The organism is Bartonella sp. P0282 (assembly GCF_048452985.1).
Classification (GTDB): Bacteria; Pseudomonadota; Alphaproteobacteria; order Rhizobiales; family Rhizobiaceae; genus Bartonella; species Bartonella choladocola.
The window spans coordinates 108792-124377 of sequence record NZ_WTFO01000001.1 but is presented as its reverse complement, the minus strand read 5'-3'; the positions used below and the strand labels follow the sequence as shown (position 1 = coordinate 124377).

Here is a 15586-nt window from a genome sequence, read left to right as displayed (position 1 = left end):
GATGGGACGGTTTAATGGCTTCGTTAAAAGATCTTAGAGATCGTATCGCCTCGGTTAAGGCGACGCAGAAAATCACCCGTGCGATGCAAATGGTCGCTGCGGCGAAACTGCGTCGCGCCGAAGAGGCGGCGGAAGCAGCGCGTCCGTATGCGCAACGTATGGCTGCGGTGCTCACCGATCTTGCTTCTCGTATCGGGGCAGAGGATGCGCCAAAACTGATGGTGGGAACGGGTAAGGACAATGTCCACCTTCTTATTGTCTGCACGGCGGAGCGCGGGCTTTGCGGTGGTTTCAATTCACAGATTGCCCGTCATGCGATAGAGCATATCAAAGTTCTGCTCGCAGAAGGCAAGACTGTCAAAATTTTGACTGTGGGCAAAAAAGGCTTCGATATTCTGCATCGTGATTTCGGTCAATACATTATCGATCATATCAGCTTGCGTGAAGCCAAACATCTTAACTATTCACACGCCAAAAATATTGCTGAAAAAGTTATCGAATTGTTCAAAAATGGCGAATTTGATGTTTGCACATTGTTCTATTCGGAATTTGTGTCGGTCATCAATCAACAGCCGACAGCCCAGCAACTTGTTCCTGCTCCTACAATTGAAGAGGAAGAAGACATTCAGGAAAAATCTGTTGTTCCTGCCGTTTATATTTATGAACCTGATGCAGCGACAATTCTGGATACGCTTATTCCGCGAAATATCGGAGTGCAGATTTTTCGGGCACTGCTTGAAAACGGGGCCGGAGAAATGGGTGCCAAGATGAGCGCGATGGATAATGCAACGCGTAACGCCGGTGAAATGATCAATAAATTGTCGATCACTTATAACCGTCAACGTCAGGCTCAGATCACGACAGAACTGATAGAAATTATTGCGGGCGCAGAAGCGCTCTAATATGGAAGGTAAGGATCGATGGCAAAAGCGGCGACCCCAAAGACGGCAGCCACAAAGGCTGCGGAAAAGAAAGTAACAGCAAAAGCTGCTGCCAAACCGGCAGCCTCGACAGCTTCAGCTAAAACAGCACCGGCATCTGCCAGTAATAAAGGTGCCTATAAGCTTGACACGACAAAAGGTGTTGTCGGGCACGTAACGCAGATTATCGGTGCTGTTGTCGACGTTCAGTTTGACGGGCATTTGCCGAAGATCTTGAATGCGCTTGAAACCGAAAATCTGGGACATCGGCTCGTTCTCGAGGTTGCCCAGCACCTCGGCGAAAATACAGTTCGTACAATTGCAATGGACACCACCGACGGTTTGGTTCGCGGTCAGGAAGTTGTCGATACCGGCGCACCGATCTCGGTTCCGGTCGGCGAAGCAACGCTCGGTCGTATCATGAATGTTATCGGCGAACCGGTTGACGAAGTCGGACCGATCCAATCCGATAAAAAGCGCGCCATTCACCAGCCGGCTCCGGCCTATGTCGATCAATCGACCGAATCGGAAATTCTGGTTACCGGTATCAAAGTGGTTGATCTTCTTGCTCCTTATTCAAAAGGCGGTAAAGTCGGTTTGTTCGGTGGTGCCGGTGTTGGTAAAACAGTTCTGATTATGGAACTCATCAACAATATTGCCAAGGCACATGGCGGCTATTCGGTTTTTGCCGGTGTTGGTGAACGTACCCGTGAAGGTAACGACCTTTATCACGAAATGATCGAAAGCCATGTGAATGTCGACCCGAAAGAGCATAACGGTTCTGCAAAAGGTTCAAAATGTGCTCTGGTTTATGGACAGATGAACGAATCACCGGGTGCCCGTGCACGTGTTGCACTTTCCGGCTTGACGGTTGCCGAAAGCTTCCGTGATGACGGTCAGGATGTGCTGTTCTTCGTGGATAATATTTTCCGCTTTACCCAAGCCGGTTCGGAAGTTTCCGCTCTTCTCGGCCGTATTCCTTCGGCAGTGGGCTATCAGCCGACTTTGGCGACCGATATGGGTGCTTTGCAGGAACGTATTACAACAACCAACAAAGGTTCGATCACATCCGTTCAGGCCATTTACGTTCCTGCCGATGACTTGACCGATCCGGCTCCTGCAACATCGTTTGCCCACTTGGATGCGACGACTGTTTTGTCACGTTCGATTGCTGAAAAAGGTATTTACCCCGCTGTCGATCCGCTTGACTCTTCGTCGCGTATGCTTGACCCGCTTGTTGTCGGTGAAGAACACTATAATGTTGCCCGTCAGGTGCAGACTATTCTTCAACGTTATAAATCGCTGCAAGATATTATCGCAATTCTTGGTATGGACGAGTTGTCGGAAGAAGATAAGCTTGTTGTGGCTCGTGCCCGCAAGATCGAACGTTTTCTGTCCCAGCCATTCCACGTTGCCGAAGTGTTCACCGGTTCACCGGGGAAACTGGTTGCCCTTGAAGACACAATCAAAGGCTTTAAAGGACTTTGCGCCGGTGAATATGACTATCTTCCGGAATCGGCTTTCTATATGGTTGGTTCGATCGACGAAGCTGTCGAAAAAGCGCAGCGTCTTGCCGAGCAGGTATCGTAATAAAATTGGTTCTGTCGCCTTTTATATTGGCGACAGAACCGTTTGCAGTGTCTTGCCCGCACGGGAAGATCTAATTTTGCACTGCAAATAGTTTGAAATCTTCAGGTCTTCTGGACTTATGCGGATTTTATCATTTGTCGTTAGTGTAAGGTGACGAAAGATATGGCTAAGACGTTTTTATTTGAACTGGTTTCTCCGGAGCAATTGTTGCTTTCGGAGCAGGCAACAGAAGTTGTCTTGCCGGGAAGTGAAGGCTATATGACCATTCTTCCGGATCACTCTCCTGTTATGACTGCGGTAACTCCCGGAATTATTACTGTAAAATCGGCAACCGGCCAAATGTCTTTTGTTGTTTATGGTGGTTTTGCGGATATAAACCGGAATGGATGTTCTTTGTTGGCCGAGTCGGCGGTATCGCTCGAAAAGTTCGATATAAATGATTTGCAACGGCGTATCAACGAAGCCCGTGATGTCTTCCAGGAAGCCGAGACGGATGAAGCCCGCAATAGAGCAGAAGATTTTCTTCATCAATTGACATCTGTCGAAAATGTTATTTCGACCACCTGATTGGTCGAACTGTTCGGCTATTCTATAAGAATTTTCAATTTACATTTGCGGGGCTACGTCTGTTAGCCCTTTTTTGTTACGTCTGTTAGCCCTTTTTTGGCTTCTTGATATTATGAATTCGGGAAATATTTTTTGAGTTGAAAGTTATTTCACATGTGAATTTGATTGAATTTTTAATTATTATGAGGTTAAAAAAATATATATACTGACTTTAATTTAAAAATATAATGATAAATCCGATCTGTTAGCTTAATCCTTTCGTTTCAAGTTCAGTTGTATTAAAAAAATAGCGGTAGTCGGCGACGAATTAACTAATATTGTCGATTTCTATGATTGTTTGTTTATCAAAACGAACATCTATGGATATTTTTTCGAGCTTCAATGACAATAGCGTTGTTAGCCTTTTGCAGGCAATTATGCAGCCCGTCATAATCGCGTCACCGATAGACGTGTTTGCAAGAGACGTGTTGACAAGCGATATGTTGGCAAGAAATGCATTTGATAGAAATCTACTTCCCGAAGATGCGCTTGCAAGAGATCCAGTTGTCAGGCAAGTGGATGAAAGGGTATCAGAAAAAACGATTAAAATCCTGGCAGCACCAAATAGCTATTGTTCGTGGCCGGACACCATCTTTGAAGATCAATAGCGTTCCTTCCGAAACATAGAATTTGAAACAAAATGAACAAAGCCTTGCGGCCGTTACGGATGCAGTTTTTTCCCGAAACCCGTCAACTTCCAAGAAAAGCACCAATCATGTTGGAACCGGTAAATGTGAGCGTGTGCGGGCAATTGCCAATATACTGGAAATTTTAAAAATTATCGGCCGTTCCGGAAGTCCGGAACGTTCATTTGTACCGAATTTCTTAACGTTAAACACCCGAAACCGGTTTCAATTTTTTATCATCCTGTTTTTGTTTTGACGATTCAAGGCTTTCGGCTAAAACCGTTTCTATCAGGCAATAAAATTCTCGCACAAAAACGTTATTCATCAATCTTTATAGAAAGCTTTTTGAAAGATTGACTCATAAACGCCACAATTATTAGTTGAATGAACAACTTCAATTCTAACCTGTCGTATTTTCAAAATTATCGACTCTGCAAAGACTGAACCATCAGCCCTTTGCAGAATTCGGCCAAGCGTTTCCGGAAATCTTTAAACCGGTTCAACCCTTCGTGAGGAATAAGGAAGTGAATTGCGAACAAATTGTTAGACTTATATATGTCGCATCATAATCATTAGCATGCTACATAAAGTCGCGGAATATAAATAATGAAAAACGCCAACCAATCAGTGTTGTTTATTGATTTGCTATTCAAGGTGAGCCGTAAATTGCGGAATCTGTTGGATGCCCGTATTCGTGAACATGGATTGACTTTGGCGCGTGCGCTAACATTATCGGCTTTAAAGGATCAGGACGATTTTTTTCAAAAAAATTTGGCTGAAGAACTGGGAATCGAACATGCGACTTTGGTGCGATTGATCGACGCATTGGAAGAGCAGGGGTTGGTTGTACGCAATGTTGCTGAAGATGACCGCCGCGCCAAACGTGTCACTTTAACGCCGGAGGGGAGGGAAACTGTCGAAGAAATTGAAGCTTATGCTTCTGAACTCAGTCGTGATGTCATGTCCGGCATAAAGGAAACGGGTATTGTCGGGGCAATGGGTGTTCTCCAGCATATCGCCGATGCAGTTGAAAAAGAGGGGCACGCATGAGCACCGGCGTTCTACCACTTCCTGACGACGAACGGGAACCACCGTTTCCAAATCCCGGCAAGATATTTGCCGGACCGGTTCACAAGTGTCTTCTCTATATTTTCGCAGCCAGTCTTCTTCAGTGGGTCTATGGTCTCGGCGCCAATATGGTGCAATCCAACATTACCCAATTGACAGGTTTTTTCCATGCGACGGTTGAAGAAACGACATGGCTTGTCGGTGCTTATATGGCCCCGAATGTCAGTCTTTCCATTTTTCTCATCAAAATACGCAATCAATACGGGTTACGACTGTTTGCAGAATTGTCGATTATCGGCTTTTTATTGACATGTATATTGCATTTGTTTGTCACAAGCTTGCAGTCGGCAATTATTATCCGGTTTTTCGCAGGTATTGCGGCTGCACCCATGTCGTCACTTGCTTTTTTCTATATGATCGAAGCATTCGCGCCAGCCAAAAAGCGCACTGTGGGCTTAAGTCTCAACTTGATGAATATTGCTCTTGCGGTTCCTTTATCACGACTGGTTTCACCTGCATTGATCGATCACGCCGGCTTTCACGCATTGTTCGCTTTGGAAATGGGACTTGCGCTTATCGGTTTCGCTTGCATTTTCTATTTGCCGCTAACGCCGATCAAAAGAGCCAAAGTGATCGAGAAGCTGGACTATGTCAGCTACGGACTCATCGCTGTCGGTCTTGGAATTAACGCGGCCATTATGCCGGTTGGAAAATTATATTGGTGGCGCGAAGTATCGTGGATGGGGTGGTGGCTCGCTATTGCCGTTTTCTGCCTTATGCTTGCCTCGGTCATCGAACTGAACCGGAAAAATCCGTTGATTGATCTGCGTTGGCTATTCAGCAAAGAAATGCTTCACATCGCAATTGTTCTTCTCATGTTCAGGATTTTGCTGTCGGAACAGGCGACACTGGCTTCCAATTTTTTCAACCTGTTCGGGCTACTTAATCGCGAAATGGAAGTTATGCACGCCGGAGTGGTGGTCGGCACGGTTCTGGGCGGTCTTTCCTGTGCTATATTTTTCAAGCCTGGCCGCGAGGATTTGTTCCACGTCATTGCGCTTATTCTGCTTGCTGGCGGGTCCTTCATGGATAGCCATGCAACCAACCTCACAAGACCGGACCAGATGATATTAAGTCAAGCAATGATTGGCGTTGGCTATGCGTTGTTTTTGCCTCCTTCCATGTCAAAGGGGCTGGCAACCGCGATCGCCAGAGGACCGAATTATATTCTGAGTTTTATTGCCGTCTTTCTGTTTACACAAAATACGGGTGGATTGATGAGTTCGGCGTTTTTCGGCAGTTTGCAAATTGTCTTTGAAAAATATCATTCAAATATCCTCACCCAACAAATTGTGATGAGCAATCCGATTGTAGCAAATGGTGTCAATCAGCTCTCGGATGCCTACGCCCATGTGATCAGCGATCCGGTATTGCGACATAGCGAGGGGCTTGCGGCATTAGCAAAAAGGTCGACACTCGAGGCCAATGTTCTGGCTTATAATGATGTGTTCCGCCTTTATTCATGTATCGCTCTTATTGTTCTGGTGATGTTGCTCATCAGAATGGCTTTGCGTGGATATAAAAATTTTCGTGACAAACAAGTCCAGTTATCGACACAAACAGCCTGAAAAACAGGCGCTAAAATGCGGATGAAATGGAATGATAAGATTTTTACGTTCAAGAGCAACGGCTGTTTCTATTATTGCAGGTATTTGCGGGATATTGCTGATATTATGGGCATGGCAATTGCCGCCCTTTATCAGCAGTATCGAAACCACAGATAACGCCTATATAAAAGGTTTTGTGACGATGATTAGCCCGCAAGTGGCGGGTAATATATCAAGCGTGAAAATCCAGGATTACGAGCACGTCAAAGAAGGTCAATTGCTTTTTGAAATAGAAGATCGCATTTTCAAACAGAGATTAGATCAGGCCGTTGCCATACTGGATTCAAAGAAGGCAGCATTGGCAAGTTCTTTTCAGCAGGAAGAATCAGCAAAAGCCGATATACGTTCAGCGGAAGCTGCCTTCACCAAATCGGAACTCAATTGGAAACGTGTCGAACCGTTGACACAACGCGGTGTATCTTCGCAAAGCAGCGAGGATTCGGCCCGCGCCGACCGTGACCAGAAAAGTGCGGAACTGGAAGTCAAAGTACAAGCTTTGAAGAAAATTCTTGTCGATCGCGAAGGTTTGAAGGCCGATGTCGAAAGTGCGGAAGCTGCCGTCGAACTTGCACAAATAGACTTAGATCATACGAAGATCTACTCCCCGCGTGACGGGCGCGTTGGCGAAGTTGGTGCAAAACTCGGACAATATGTAACGGCAGGAACCCAGCTTCTGGCAGTGGTTCCCGACGATGTCTGGATTGTCGCCAACTACAAAGAAACGCAATGTGCCAATATGAAAATCGGCCAACCTGTGGTGTTCTCGGTCGACGCATTGGATGGCTATAAATTGAAAGGTCATGTTTCCCGCTTTTCACCGGCTGCGGGTTCGGAATTTGCTGTTCTGAAGCCGGATAATGCAACAGGCAATTTCACCAAAGTTGCCCAACGTATTCCGGTGCGTATCGAAATAGATCCGGACCAGCAATATGTTGACAGGCTTATCCCCGGTATGTCGGTCATTCCCCATGTTGATACATCTGTCGATCCGCAAAGCCATGGAAAATAACAGATCATATTGAAACGGCTTCGTTCGTTTCATCTTCCGACGACTTTTAGAAAATTTAAAAAAAGCTATGAAACGGTGGCGGATTGCGTTAATTCGTAATCCTGCCATTTGCTTTCGGCTTGACAGTTGGTATTGTAAAATTAGAAAAATAACATAGGGAACATACACTCGATGGATTATTTTTTTCAGCAACTGATAAACGGAGTTGCTCTTGGGGCTATTTATGGGCTGATCGCCATTGGCTACACGATGGTCTATGGTATATTGGGCATGATTAATTTTGCCCATGGTGATGTGTTCATGATCGGCGCGTTCATTGCAATGATCGTTTTTATGATGTTGTTGACATTGCCTGCGGCTGTACCGATTGCCCTGGCACTTCTGATTATGTTGATTGTCTCCATGGTTTTCACCTCTGTGTGGGCGTGGGTTATCGAACGTGTAGCCTATCGGCCGTTGCGCGGCTCTTTCCGTCTTGCGCCATTGATTACCGCCATTGGCATGTCGTTTGTTTTGCGCAATTTCGTTCAGGTCGAACAGGGGCCACGGAACAAGCCTATTCCGGAAATGATAAGTGGCGGTTTTGTAATTCCCGGAACCGATGTTTTTGTTTTGAACAAGCAGCTTCTGGTCGTCGTGGTGACCGCAGTTCTCCTTTTCATTTTTTCCCATATTGTTAGCAAAACGCCGCTTGGCCGCGCTCAACGGGCTGTCGAACAAGATGGTAAAATGGCAGCACTTTTGGGTATCAACGTTGATCGTGTTATTTCTATAACGTTCATTATGGGTGCAGCGCTTGCAGCGATTGCCGGAACGCTTTACCTCATGAATTACGGCCAAATCCATTTTGCCGACGGTTTTATTCCGGGCATCAAAGCTTTCACTGCTGCGGTTCTTGGCGGTATCGGGTCTTTGCCCGGTGCGGTTCTTGGCGGCCTTCTTATAGGTTTGACCGAAGCATTATGGCAAACCTATTTTCCGCCTGAATATAAAGACGTCGCAGTCTTTCTCATTCTTGCAATTGTTCTTGTCTTTATGCCATCCGGTATTCTTGGACGGCCAGAAGTTGAAAAGGTCTAGACGGCGGCCATGACCCAGATGAAATCCTTGCCAAATACCGGAAAAGTCGACATTGTCCGAGCCTTTCGCGAAGGTCTGATAACAGCGTTTATCGCCTTGTTGCTATTTGCCTTTATCGTCGGTTTCAGGGCTGATCTCAATTTGAAAAACGAGATGACGCTAACGCCGCAAATCGGCTATCTCATCAATTATGTGATTATTGCCGGCGTCGGGCGTTTTACGTGGTGTCTGTTTGGAGGCGGCACGAAAGGTGCGGTTTTTGCAATTGTTCCTTCGGTCATCCTGTTTGTCGCCTATCGTGCGTGGCTTTATTATGAAGACGCATCTGCCCAATCGACTTATAATCTGTCAGCTCAGGCACATCAGCTCTTGATTACGGGAATTGTGCTCGTTGTTTTTGTTCTGCTTGCCTTTATTTTTCTTTATGCCAAAGGGCTTCAACAAGCGATCAGAATAACAGTAAGAGAGGTAACACCCGGCTTTCAGAAATATGCGCCCGGATGTATTCTTGCTTTATTACTCGTATATCCGTTTTTTATTACAACCTTTGTGGTCGACAATCTGGCGCAGTCACAAAAATGGATTGATAATTATGCGATCCAGATTTTGATTTATGTGATGCTTGCATGGGGGCTTAATATCGTTGTCGGCCTCGCCGGACTGCTTGATTTGGGTTATGTTGCCTTTTATGCAGTGGGAGCCTATACGGTTGCGCTCCTTGGCAACCATTTCGGTTTTTCATTCTGGCTGTGTTTGCCTTTGGCAGGTATTTTTGCCGCCCTTTGGGGAATGATGCTGGGGTTTCCGGTATTAAGATTACGCGGCGATTATCTGGCTATTGTTACTCTGGCCTTTGGTGAAATTATCCGCACAATCTTGCAAAACTGGACGCCGGTTACCGGTGGAGCTGCGGGACTGTCGGTACAAAAAGCAACCTTCTTCGGTATTCCTTTCACCAAGGGTGATGGTGGTTTTGCCGCATTTTTCGGGCTGAATTTTCAGGCCGCCCATTATAAGATATTTCTTTATTACGTCATTCTTGTCATGGTGGTCATAACGGCGTGGGTTGTCGTGAGATTGCGCCGCCTACCCATCGGACGGGCATGGGAAGCTTTGAGAGAAGATGAAATTGCCTGCCGTTCGCTCGGCATCAATACCGTCACAACAAAATTGACAGCGTTTTCTATTGGCGCAATGTTTGGTGGTTTTGCCGGTGCATTTTTTGCAGCAAGGCAAGGGCGCGCCGATTATACCAGTTTTATTTTCGATGAATCGGCCATTATTCTGGCAATCGTTGTGCTCGGTGGCATGGGTTCACTTGGCGGAATAGCTGTTGCCGCCGCCGTCATGATCGGCGGTACCGAATTGCTTCGTGATGTTCCCGCCCTGCAAATGATATTCGGGCCCGATTTCGACCCGCCGCAATATCGTATGTTGTGGTTTGGTCTGGCTATGGTGTTTGTTATGGTGTGGAAGCCGCGAGGCTTTGTCGGCAAGCGCGAGCCGAGTGCTTTTCTGAAAGTGAAGAAAGCTGTTTCAGGTGATTTTACAAAAGAAGGAAACGGCTGATGGCTGACGATAATACCCTTCTTCAGATCGAACATTTGCGGATGCAATTTGGCGGTCTTGTTGCTGTTGATGATTTGAGCTTCAATGTCGAGCGGGGAAAAATAACAGCGCTGATCGGGCCGAATGGTGCAGGTAAAACAACTGTTTTTAACTGTATTACCGGCTTTTATCGCCCGACTGGCGGAATGCTTTCTCTCCACACAAACGAAGGAAAAACGTTTCTGTTGGAGCGACTTGCCGATTACGAGATTACCAAGAAAGCAAAAGTTGCCCGTACGTTCCAGAATATACGTCTGTTCACCGGTTTGACGGTTCTCGAAAATCTGCTTGTTGCACAGCATAACGAGTTGATGCGCGCCTCCGGTATGACCGTGCTTGGTCTGTTCGGCTTTCCTTCCTATAAGCGGGCAGCCAAAGAGGCGATCAAAAAGGCGGAAATCTGGCTTGAAAAAATCAATCTCGTCAATCGTGCGGATGATCCTGCGGGTGATCTCCCTTATGGAGACCAGCGGCGTCTGGAAATTGCACGGGCAATGTGCACCGAGCCGCAACTTCTATGTCTTGATGAACCGGCAGCCGGTCTCAACCCGAAAGAATCGCTGGAACTCAATGATTTGCTTTTGAATATACGTGATGTCGAGCACACATCGGTGCTGCTTATCGAGCACGATATGTCGGTGGTGATGGAAATATCCGATCACGTTGTTGTTCTCGAATACGGGTCGAAAATTGCCGACGGCACGCCGGAAATGGTTAAAAACGATCCGAAGGTTATTGCAGCCTATCTTGGCGTTGACGAGGATGAGGCGGCTTCCGGTGAGGTTACGTCCGGCGGGGAGATAACGGGAAGTGTTGAAATCTCCGAAACAGAAATCATTTCTGCCGACTCGCAGGAACAAGAGGAAAAGCGTTCATGAGTAGCGATGCACCAGAACTCCTTAAAGTCGAAAATATCGAAACTTATTACGGTGCTATTCAGGCTCTAAAAGGTGTGAGCGTCGAAGTCCGGCAGGGCGAAATTGTTACGCTCATTGGTGCCAATGGTGCCGGTAAATCGACATTGATGATGACGATATTCGGTAAGCCGCGTGTAAGGTCGGGTCAAATTTTCTTCGAGGGGCGCGATATTACCTATATGGAAACGCACGAAATTGCGAGATTACGTATAGCGCAATCGCCGGAAGGGCGGCGGATTTTTCCACGTATGACCGTGCTTGAAAACCTCCAGATGGGCGCAAGTATCGACAACCTCAAATATTTTGACGAGGATGTCGAGAAAATGTTCACATTATTTCCGCGTTTGAAAGAACGTTTGCAGCAGCGCGGTGGTACTTTGTCAGGCGGCGAACAACAAATGCTGGCAATAGCGCGTGCTCTGATGTCCCGCCCGCGGCTTCTTTTGCTTGATGAACCGTCATTGGGGCTGGCTCCTCTCATTGTCAAACAGATATTCGATGCGATCAAAGTACTGAACGAGGAAACAGGACTGACCGTTTTTCTGGTCGAACAGAATGCTTTCGGAGCATTGAAACTTGCCCATCGCGGCTATGTTCTTGTGAATGGTGCTGTTACAATGAGCGGAACAGGCGCGGAATTGCTGGCTGATCCGAAAGTCAGGGCAGCCTATCTTGAAGGTGGCCGACACTAATTGAAGTCTTCAAAAAACAATTGTCGTTATTTGAAGTTTTAGGGAGAAAAAATGCAAGGTATCATCTACGAAGAGTCATCGCTTTTTGTCTTTATTCTGGTGACCGTAATCCTCGGTGGCTGGGCTGCATGGATGACAGGGCGTGCCTGTGCATTGACCTGGCACGGACTGAAAGTAGCACTCGTTTCAATGGTACCGCTGGCGGCCGCCATCCGCTTCATCCATTATATTCCCCCCTTTAACGGGACGCTATTATCGCTTCATTATTATCTTGTCGATCTTGTCGTTTTGCTGATTTTTGCAAGCCTCGGTTTCCAGTTTACCCGAACCAACCAGATGGTTCGCCAATATAGTTGGCTTTACAAGAAATCGTCGCCTTTTAGCTGGCACAAGAAATAAGCTTTTCTTTGATGTTGTCTGGAAAAAATACTTTGGATGTTTTACAACTTATGAAGAAAAAGAGGAGAACGGAAATGAAGAAGGCTTTACTGACAACTGTTGCGGCGATCGGTCTTGGTGCGTTCATGAACAGCGCCTGGGCCGATATTAAAATCGGTGTGGCGATTCCGGCTACGGGACCAAGTGCGGCAATTGGCGCACAAATTCAACACGGTGCGGAAATGGCCGTTAAAAATATCAATGACAAGGGAGGAGTAAAAGGCGAAAAGCTTGTTATTGAAATTGTCGATGATGCATCCGACCCCAAACAGGCTGTTTCGGGCGCAAATAAGCTTGCCGGTGACGGCGTGGAATTTGTTGTCGCACACTATAATTCAGGGGCCGCTCTTCCGGCAGCCACTGTTTATGATGAAAACGGAATGCTGGCAATTTCAGCCGGTGTTACCAATCCGAAATTGACGGAATCGGGCTATCCGCTACAGTTTCGTGTTTGCGGCCGTGACGACCAGCAAGGTTCATTTGCCGGTGAATTCATAAAAAAACATGTTCCTGATCCGAAGGTCATGATTATCCACGACAAAACCGCTTATGGAATTGGTATTGCCGAAGAGGTTAAAAAGACACTGAACAAGCTTGGCGTTACCGAATTGAGCTTTGACGGTGTCAATGTCGAAGATAAGGATTTTTCGGCGATTATCGCAAAAATGAAGCAGAGTGGCGCGAATGTTGTCTATTTCGGCGGGCTTTATACACCGGCCGGATTGATGTTGCGCCAAATGGCGGAACAGAAGGTTAAACCTGTCTATATCGGTGGGGATGCTTTTGCCAGCAATGAACTTGCGGCGACTGCCCAAGATGCCGTTATCGGCGTTATGAACACTTTCAACGCCGATCCGCGTGCCAATAAGGATAATGACGAATTGGTAAAAACCTTCAGGGCAAGCGGATTTGAACCGGAAGCATTCACGCTTTATTCCTATGCGGTTGTGCAACTTATTGCCGAAGGCATTGAAACCCAAGGACAAAACCCGCAAAAAGTGGCTCAATACCTGAAAACAAAAGGACCCTTCAAAACCGTGCTCGGACCTTTGGATTTTACCGAGAAAGGCGATCCGAAAGAGGGTGGTTTTGTTATGAACCGTTGGTATAAGGCTCCGGACGGAAGCTATAATTATTCCGAAGTCAAGGATTGAAAAATAAAGTCGGAAAAGAACTAAAGTAAGCCAAAAGAGCTGAAAGCGACTGGAAGATAAAAAAGCGCGTTTAACGCGCTTTTTATTTACTTCTATCTTCATTACACGATCAGATATGACCAATCGGACCTTTTGAATGTGCCGCTCATTTTAAAAATTTGTTTCTCAACTCTTAGTGAGACAAATTTTATTCAAACACATATGCAATCCGATTTTTTATCGTTCCGGTTATTTACGTCGTAACAAGAAATAAGCTGCAACGCCCAGAACACCGACAACTGCCAAAGCAGTCTTCGGATAATTTTTTGTCTGCTTTGTGATATAGTGGGCTTGCTCGCCAACGACATCAAGCGCCTGACGGCCTTTGTCTTTTATTGTTTCGGCAATTTCACCGGTATTCTCGAAAAAACCATCACCCTTCGTTAAAGGTTGTTTCAGCGATTGTGTCAGTGATTGAAGCTCGGATTTCAGATCTTGAATGCGTTTTTCGATTTTTTCTTTTGTGTCACTGCCGTTTAATACATTAAACATTGTTTTCTCCTTGCGCTTGAAGCCCCGTATAAGTCGAACACAAGGCCGGGAATTTCCACGTCTAAGAATAGATCACGTATAAGAATAGATAATGCAAAAATATGTTCCTTCCAGTGTAAAGTAACAGGTAGAGCCGGTATTTTTTCGTAAAGAAAAATTTCGCGGGCTTATGGGAGGAAAAATACAAGGCTTTGCAGGAGGGAAAATAATTGTCGGATAAAGTGCGGAAATTGTGCGATAAACGATCTGCCATGTCATATATATAGTTATATATAAAAATGATGATTGATAAAAACGGGAATGTGAATCATCAAAAAAGTGAAAAGCTTTTTTAATTTCCGGTTGGGAAAATGCCGCTATAACAGTTATAAAGGGGCGATGTGTTTATCCCGACCGTTCAATGAAAAGAGACATCATCCGAAAATGAACAAGCACGAATATTTTTCAAAACCGTTTCCGCGCCGCAAGTCTGTTGCCGTCAATGTTGGCGGTGTCATGGTGGGGGGGAACAATCCGGTTGTCGTGCAATCAATGACGAATACGGATACGGCAGATGTAGATGCTACAGTAGCGCAGGTTGCAGCACTGGCAAAAGCGGGCTCCGAACTGGTACGCATCACTGTCGATCGGGATGAATCGGCAGCCGCCGTGCCAAGAATTAGAGAACGGCTCGATAATCTTGGAATTACAGTTCCGCTCATCGGCGATTTTCATTATATCGGCCACAAATTATTGGCCGAATATCCCGATTGTGCGAAAGCCTTGGCAAAATACCGCATCAATCCGGGCAATGTCGGGTTTCGCGAAAAACGTGATAAACAATTCAGTGAAATTATCGAATTTGCAATCCGCTATGACAAGCCGGTACGGATCGGCGTGAACTGGGGTTCGCTCGATCAGGAATTGCTCACGCGTTTAATGGATGAAAATGCCGAAAAAGGTGGCCCTCTCTCGACCGACGAGGTTATGCATGAAACGGTGGTGCAATCTGCACTTATTTCTGCGCATCTTGCTGAAGAAATCGGCCTTGGTCGCGATAAAATCATTCTTTCGGCTAAAGTCAGTCAGGTGCAAGATCTCGTTGCCGTTTATACCATGTTGGCCGAGCGCTGCGATTATGCTTTGCATCTGGGGCTTACCGAAGCCGGTATGGGGACGAAAGGTGTTGTTGCCTCTTCAGCAGCTCTAGGTATTTTGCTGGAACAGGGAATTGGCGATACGATTCGTATTTCTTTGACACCGGAACCGGGTGGTGACCGCCGCCGTGAAGTGCAGGTTGCCCAAGAGCTTTTGCAGGTCATGGGATTCAGGCAATTTATACCGACTGTTGCCGCTTGCCCCGGTTGCGGGCGTACCACCTCGACAGTATTTCAGGAACTCGCGCAGAAAATACAGGGTGATATTCGTAAAAACATGCCGGTCTGGCGGGAAAAATATCCCGGTGTCGAAACGCTTAATGTTGCTGTCATGGGGTGTATCGTCAACGGGCCAGGGGAATCAAAACATGCCAATATCGGTATTTCGCTTCCCGGTACCGGCGAAATGCCGGCAGCCCCAGTTTTTATTGACGGGAAAAAGGTAAAAACATTACGTGGCGCGAATATTGCGGCTGAATTCGAGCAGATGGTTGCCGACTATATCGAGGAACGTTTCAAATAGATTTGCGATCGTCAATTCAAA

General features: G+C 46.3%; 14 protein-coding genes and 1 pseudogene. 14 read left to right on the top strand and 1 reads right to left on the bottom strand.

The window, feature by feature from the left end; translation table 11 throughout:
- Positions 1-14 precede the first annotated feature (14 nt).
- The 13 genes and pseudogenes from GQS64_RS00620 (at position 15) to GQS64_RS00560 (ending at position 13375) form a co-directional block, all read left to right on the top strand.
- A complete protein-coding gene (locus tag GQS64_RS00620) occupies positions 15-902 on the top strand; it encodes a F0F1 ATP synthase subunit gamma (protein WP_077994076.1) in 888 nt (295 codons plus the stop codon).
- Between the two features lie 18 nt (positions 903-920).
- Complete coding sequence (gene atpD / locus GQS64_RS00615; RefSeq protein WP_198230320.1) at positions 921-2510, top strand: F0F1 ATP synthase subunit beta; 1590 nt, start codon at positions 921-923, stop codon at positions 2508-2510.
- A 162-nt stretch (positions 2511-2672) separates the two neighbouring features.
- Complete coding sequence (locus GQS64_RS00610) at positions 2673-3077, top strand: F0F1 ATP synthase subunit epsilon (RefSeq protein ID WP_077994072.1); 405 nt, start codon at positions 2673-2675, stop codon at positions 3075-3077.
- Positions 3078-3436: 359 nt separating this feature from the next.
- Entirely contained in the window at positions 3437-3724 is a 288-nt protein-coding gene (locus GQS64_RS00605; RefSeq protein WP_198230319.1) for a hypothetical protein, read from the top strand.
- A 624-nt stretch (positions 3725-4348) separates the two neighbouring features.
- Positions 4349-4792 carry a MarR family winged helix-turn-helix transcriptional regulator gene (locus GQS64_RS00600; protein ID WP_077994064.1) on the top strand — a complete coding sequence of 148 codons (444 nt, stop codon included), beginning with the start codon at positions 4349-4351 and terminating at the stop codon, positions 4790-4792.
- On the top strand, positions 4789-6438 hold the full coding sequence (locus tag GQS64_RS00595) for an MFS transporter (RefSeq protein WP_077994062.1): 1650 nt from the start codon (positions 4789-4791) through the stop codon (positions 6436-6438). Before GQS64_RS00600 ends, GQS64_RS00595 begins: the two co-directional genes overlap by 4 nt.
- Positions 6439-6469: 31 nt before the next feature.
- Entirely contained in the window at positions 6470-7486 is a 1017-nt protein-coding gene (locus GQS64_RS00590) for an HlyD family secretion protein (RefSeq protein ID WP_198230318.1), read from the top strand.
- 171 nt (positions 7487-7657) lie between these two features.
- On the top strand, positions 7658-8566 hold the full coding sequence (locus GQS64_RS00585) for a branched-chain amino acid ABC transporter permease (RefSeq protein ID WP_077994059.1): 909 nt from the start codon (positions 7658-7660) through the stop codon (positions 8564-8566).
- A 153-nt stretch (positions 8567-8719) separates the two neighbouring features.
- Positions 8720-10135: a high-affinity branched-chain amino acid ABC transporter permease LivM gene (gene livM / locus GQS64_RS00580; RefSeq protein ID WP_369805705.1), complete on the top strand. Its 1416-nt coding sequence runs from the start codon at positions 8720-8722 to the stop codon at positions 10133-10135.
- A pseudogene (locus GQS64_RS00575) lies at positions 10135-10947 on the top strand (ABC transporter ATP-binding protein); the annotation flags it as partial. The gene livM and the pseudogene GQS64_RS00575, both read left to right, overlap by 1 nt.
- Positions 10948-11048: 101 nt before the next feature.
- Entirely contained in the window at positions 11049-11783 is a 735-nt protein-coding gene (locus tag GQS64_RS00570; protein WP_077994054.1) for an ABC transporter ATP-binding protein, read from the top strand.
- Between the two features lie 51 nt (positions 11784-11834).
- Complete coding sequence (locus GQS64_RS00565) at positions 11835-12182, top strand: DUF6867 family protein (RefSeq protein WP_077994049.1); 348 nt, start codon at positions 11835-11837, stop codon at positions 12180-12182.
- Positions 12183-12256: 74 nt separating this feature from the next.
- On the top strand, positions 12257-13375 hold the full coding sequence (locus GQS64_RS00560) for a branched-chain amino acid ABC transporter substrate-binding protein (protein ID WP_077994047.1): 1119 nt from the start codon (positions 12257-12259) through the stop codon (positions 13373-13375).
- 228 nt (positions 13376-13603) lie between these two features.
- Here GQS64_RS00560 and GQS64_RS00555 read toward each other — a convergent pair whose 3' ends face one another.
- Positions 13604-13906: a hypothetical protein gene (locus tag GQS64_RS00555; RefSeq protein ID WP_077994045.1), complete on the bottom strand. Its 303-nt coding sequence runs from the start codon at positions 13904-13906 to the stop codon at positions 13604-13606.
- 423 nt (positions 13907-14329) lie between these two features.
- Here GQS64_RS00555 and ispG point away from each other — a divergent pair, with 423 nt between their 5' ends.
- Entirely contained in the window at positions 14330-15565 is a 1236-nt protein-coding gene (ispG, locus tag GQS64_RS00550; protein ID WP_077994043.1) for a flavodoxin-dependent (E)-4-hydroxy-3-methylbut-2-enyl-diphosphate synthase, read from the top strand.
- Positions 15566-15586: the final 21 nt, after the last annotated feature.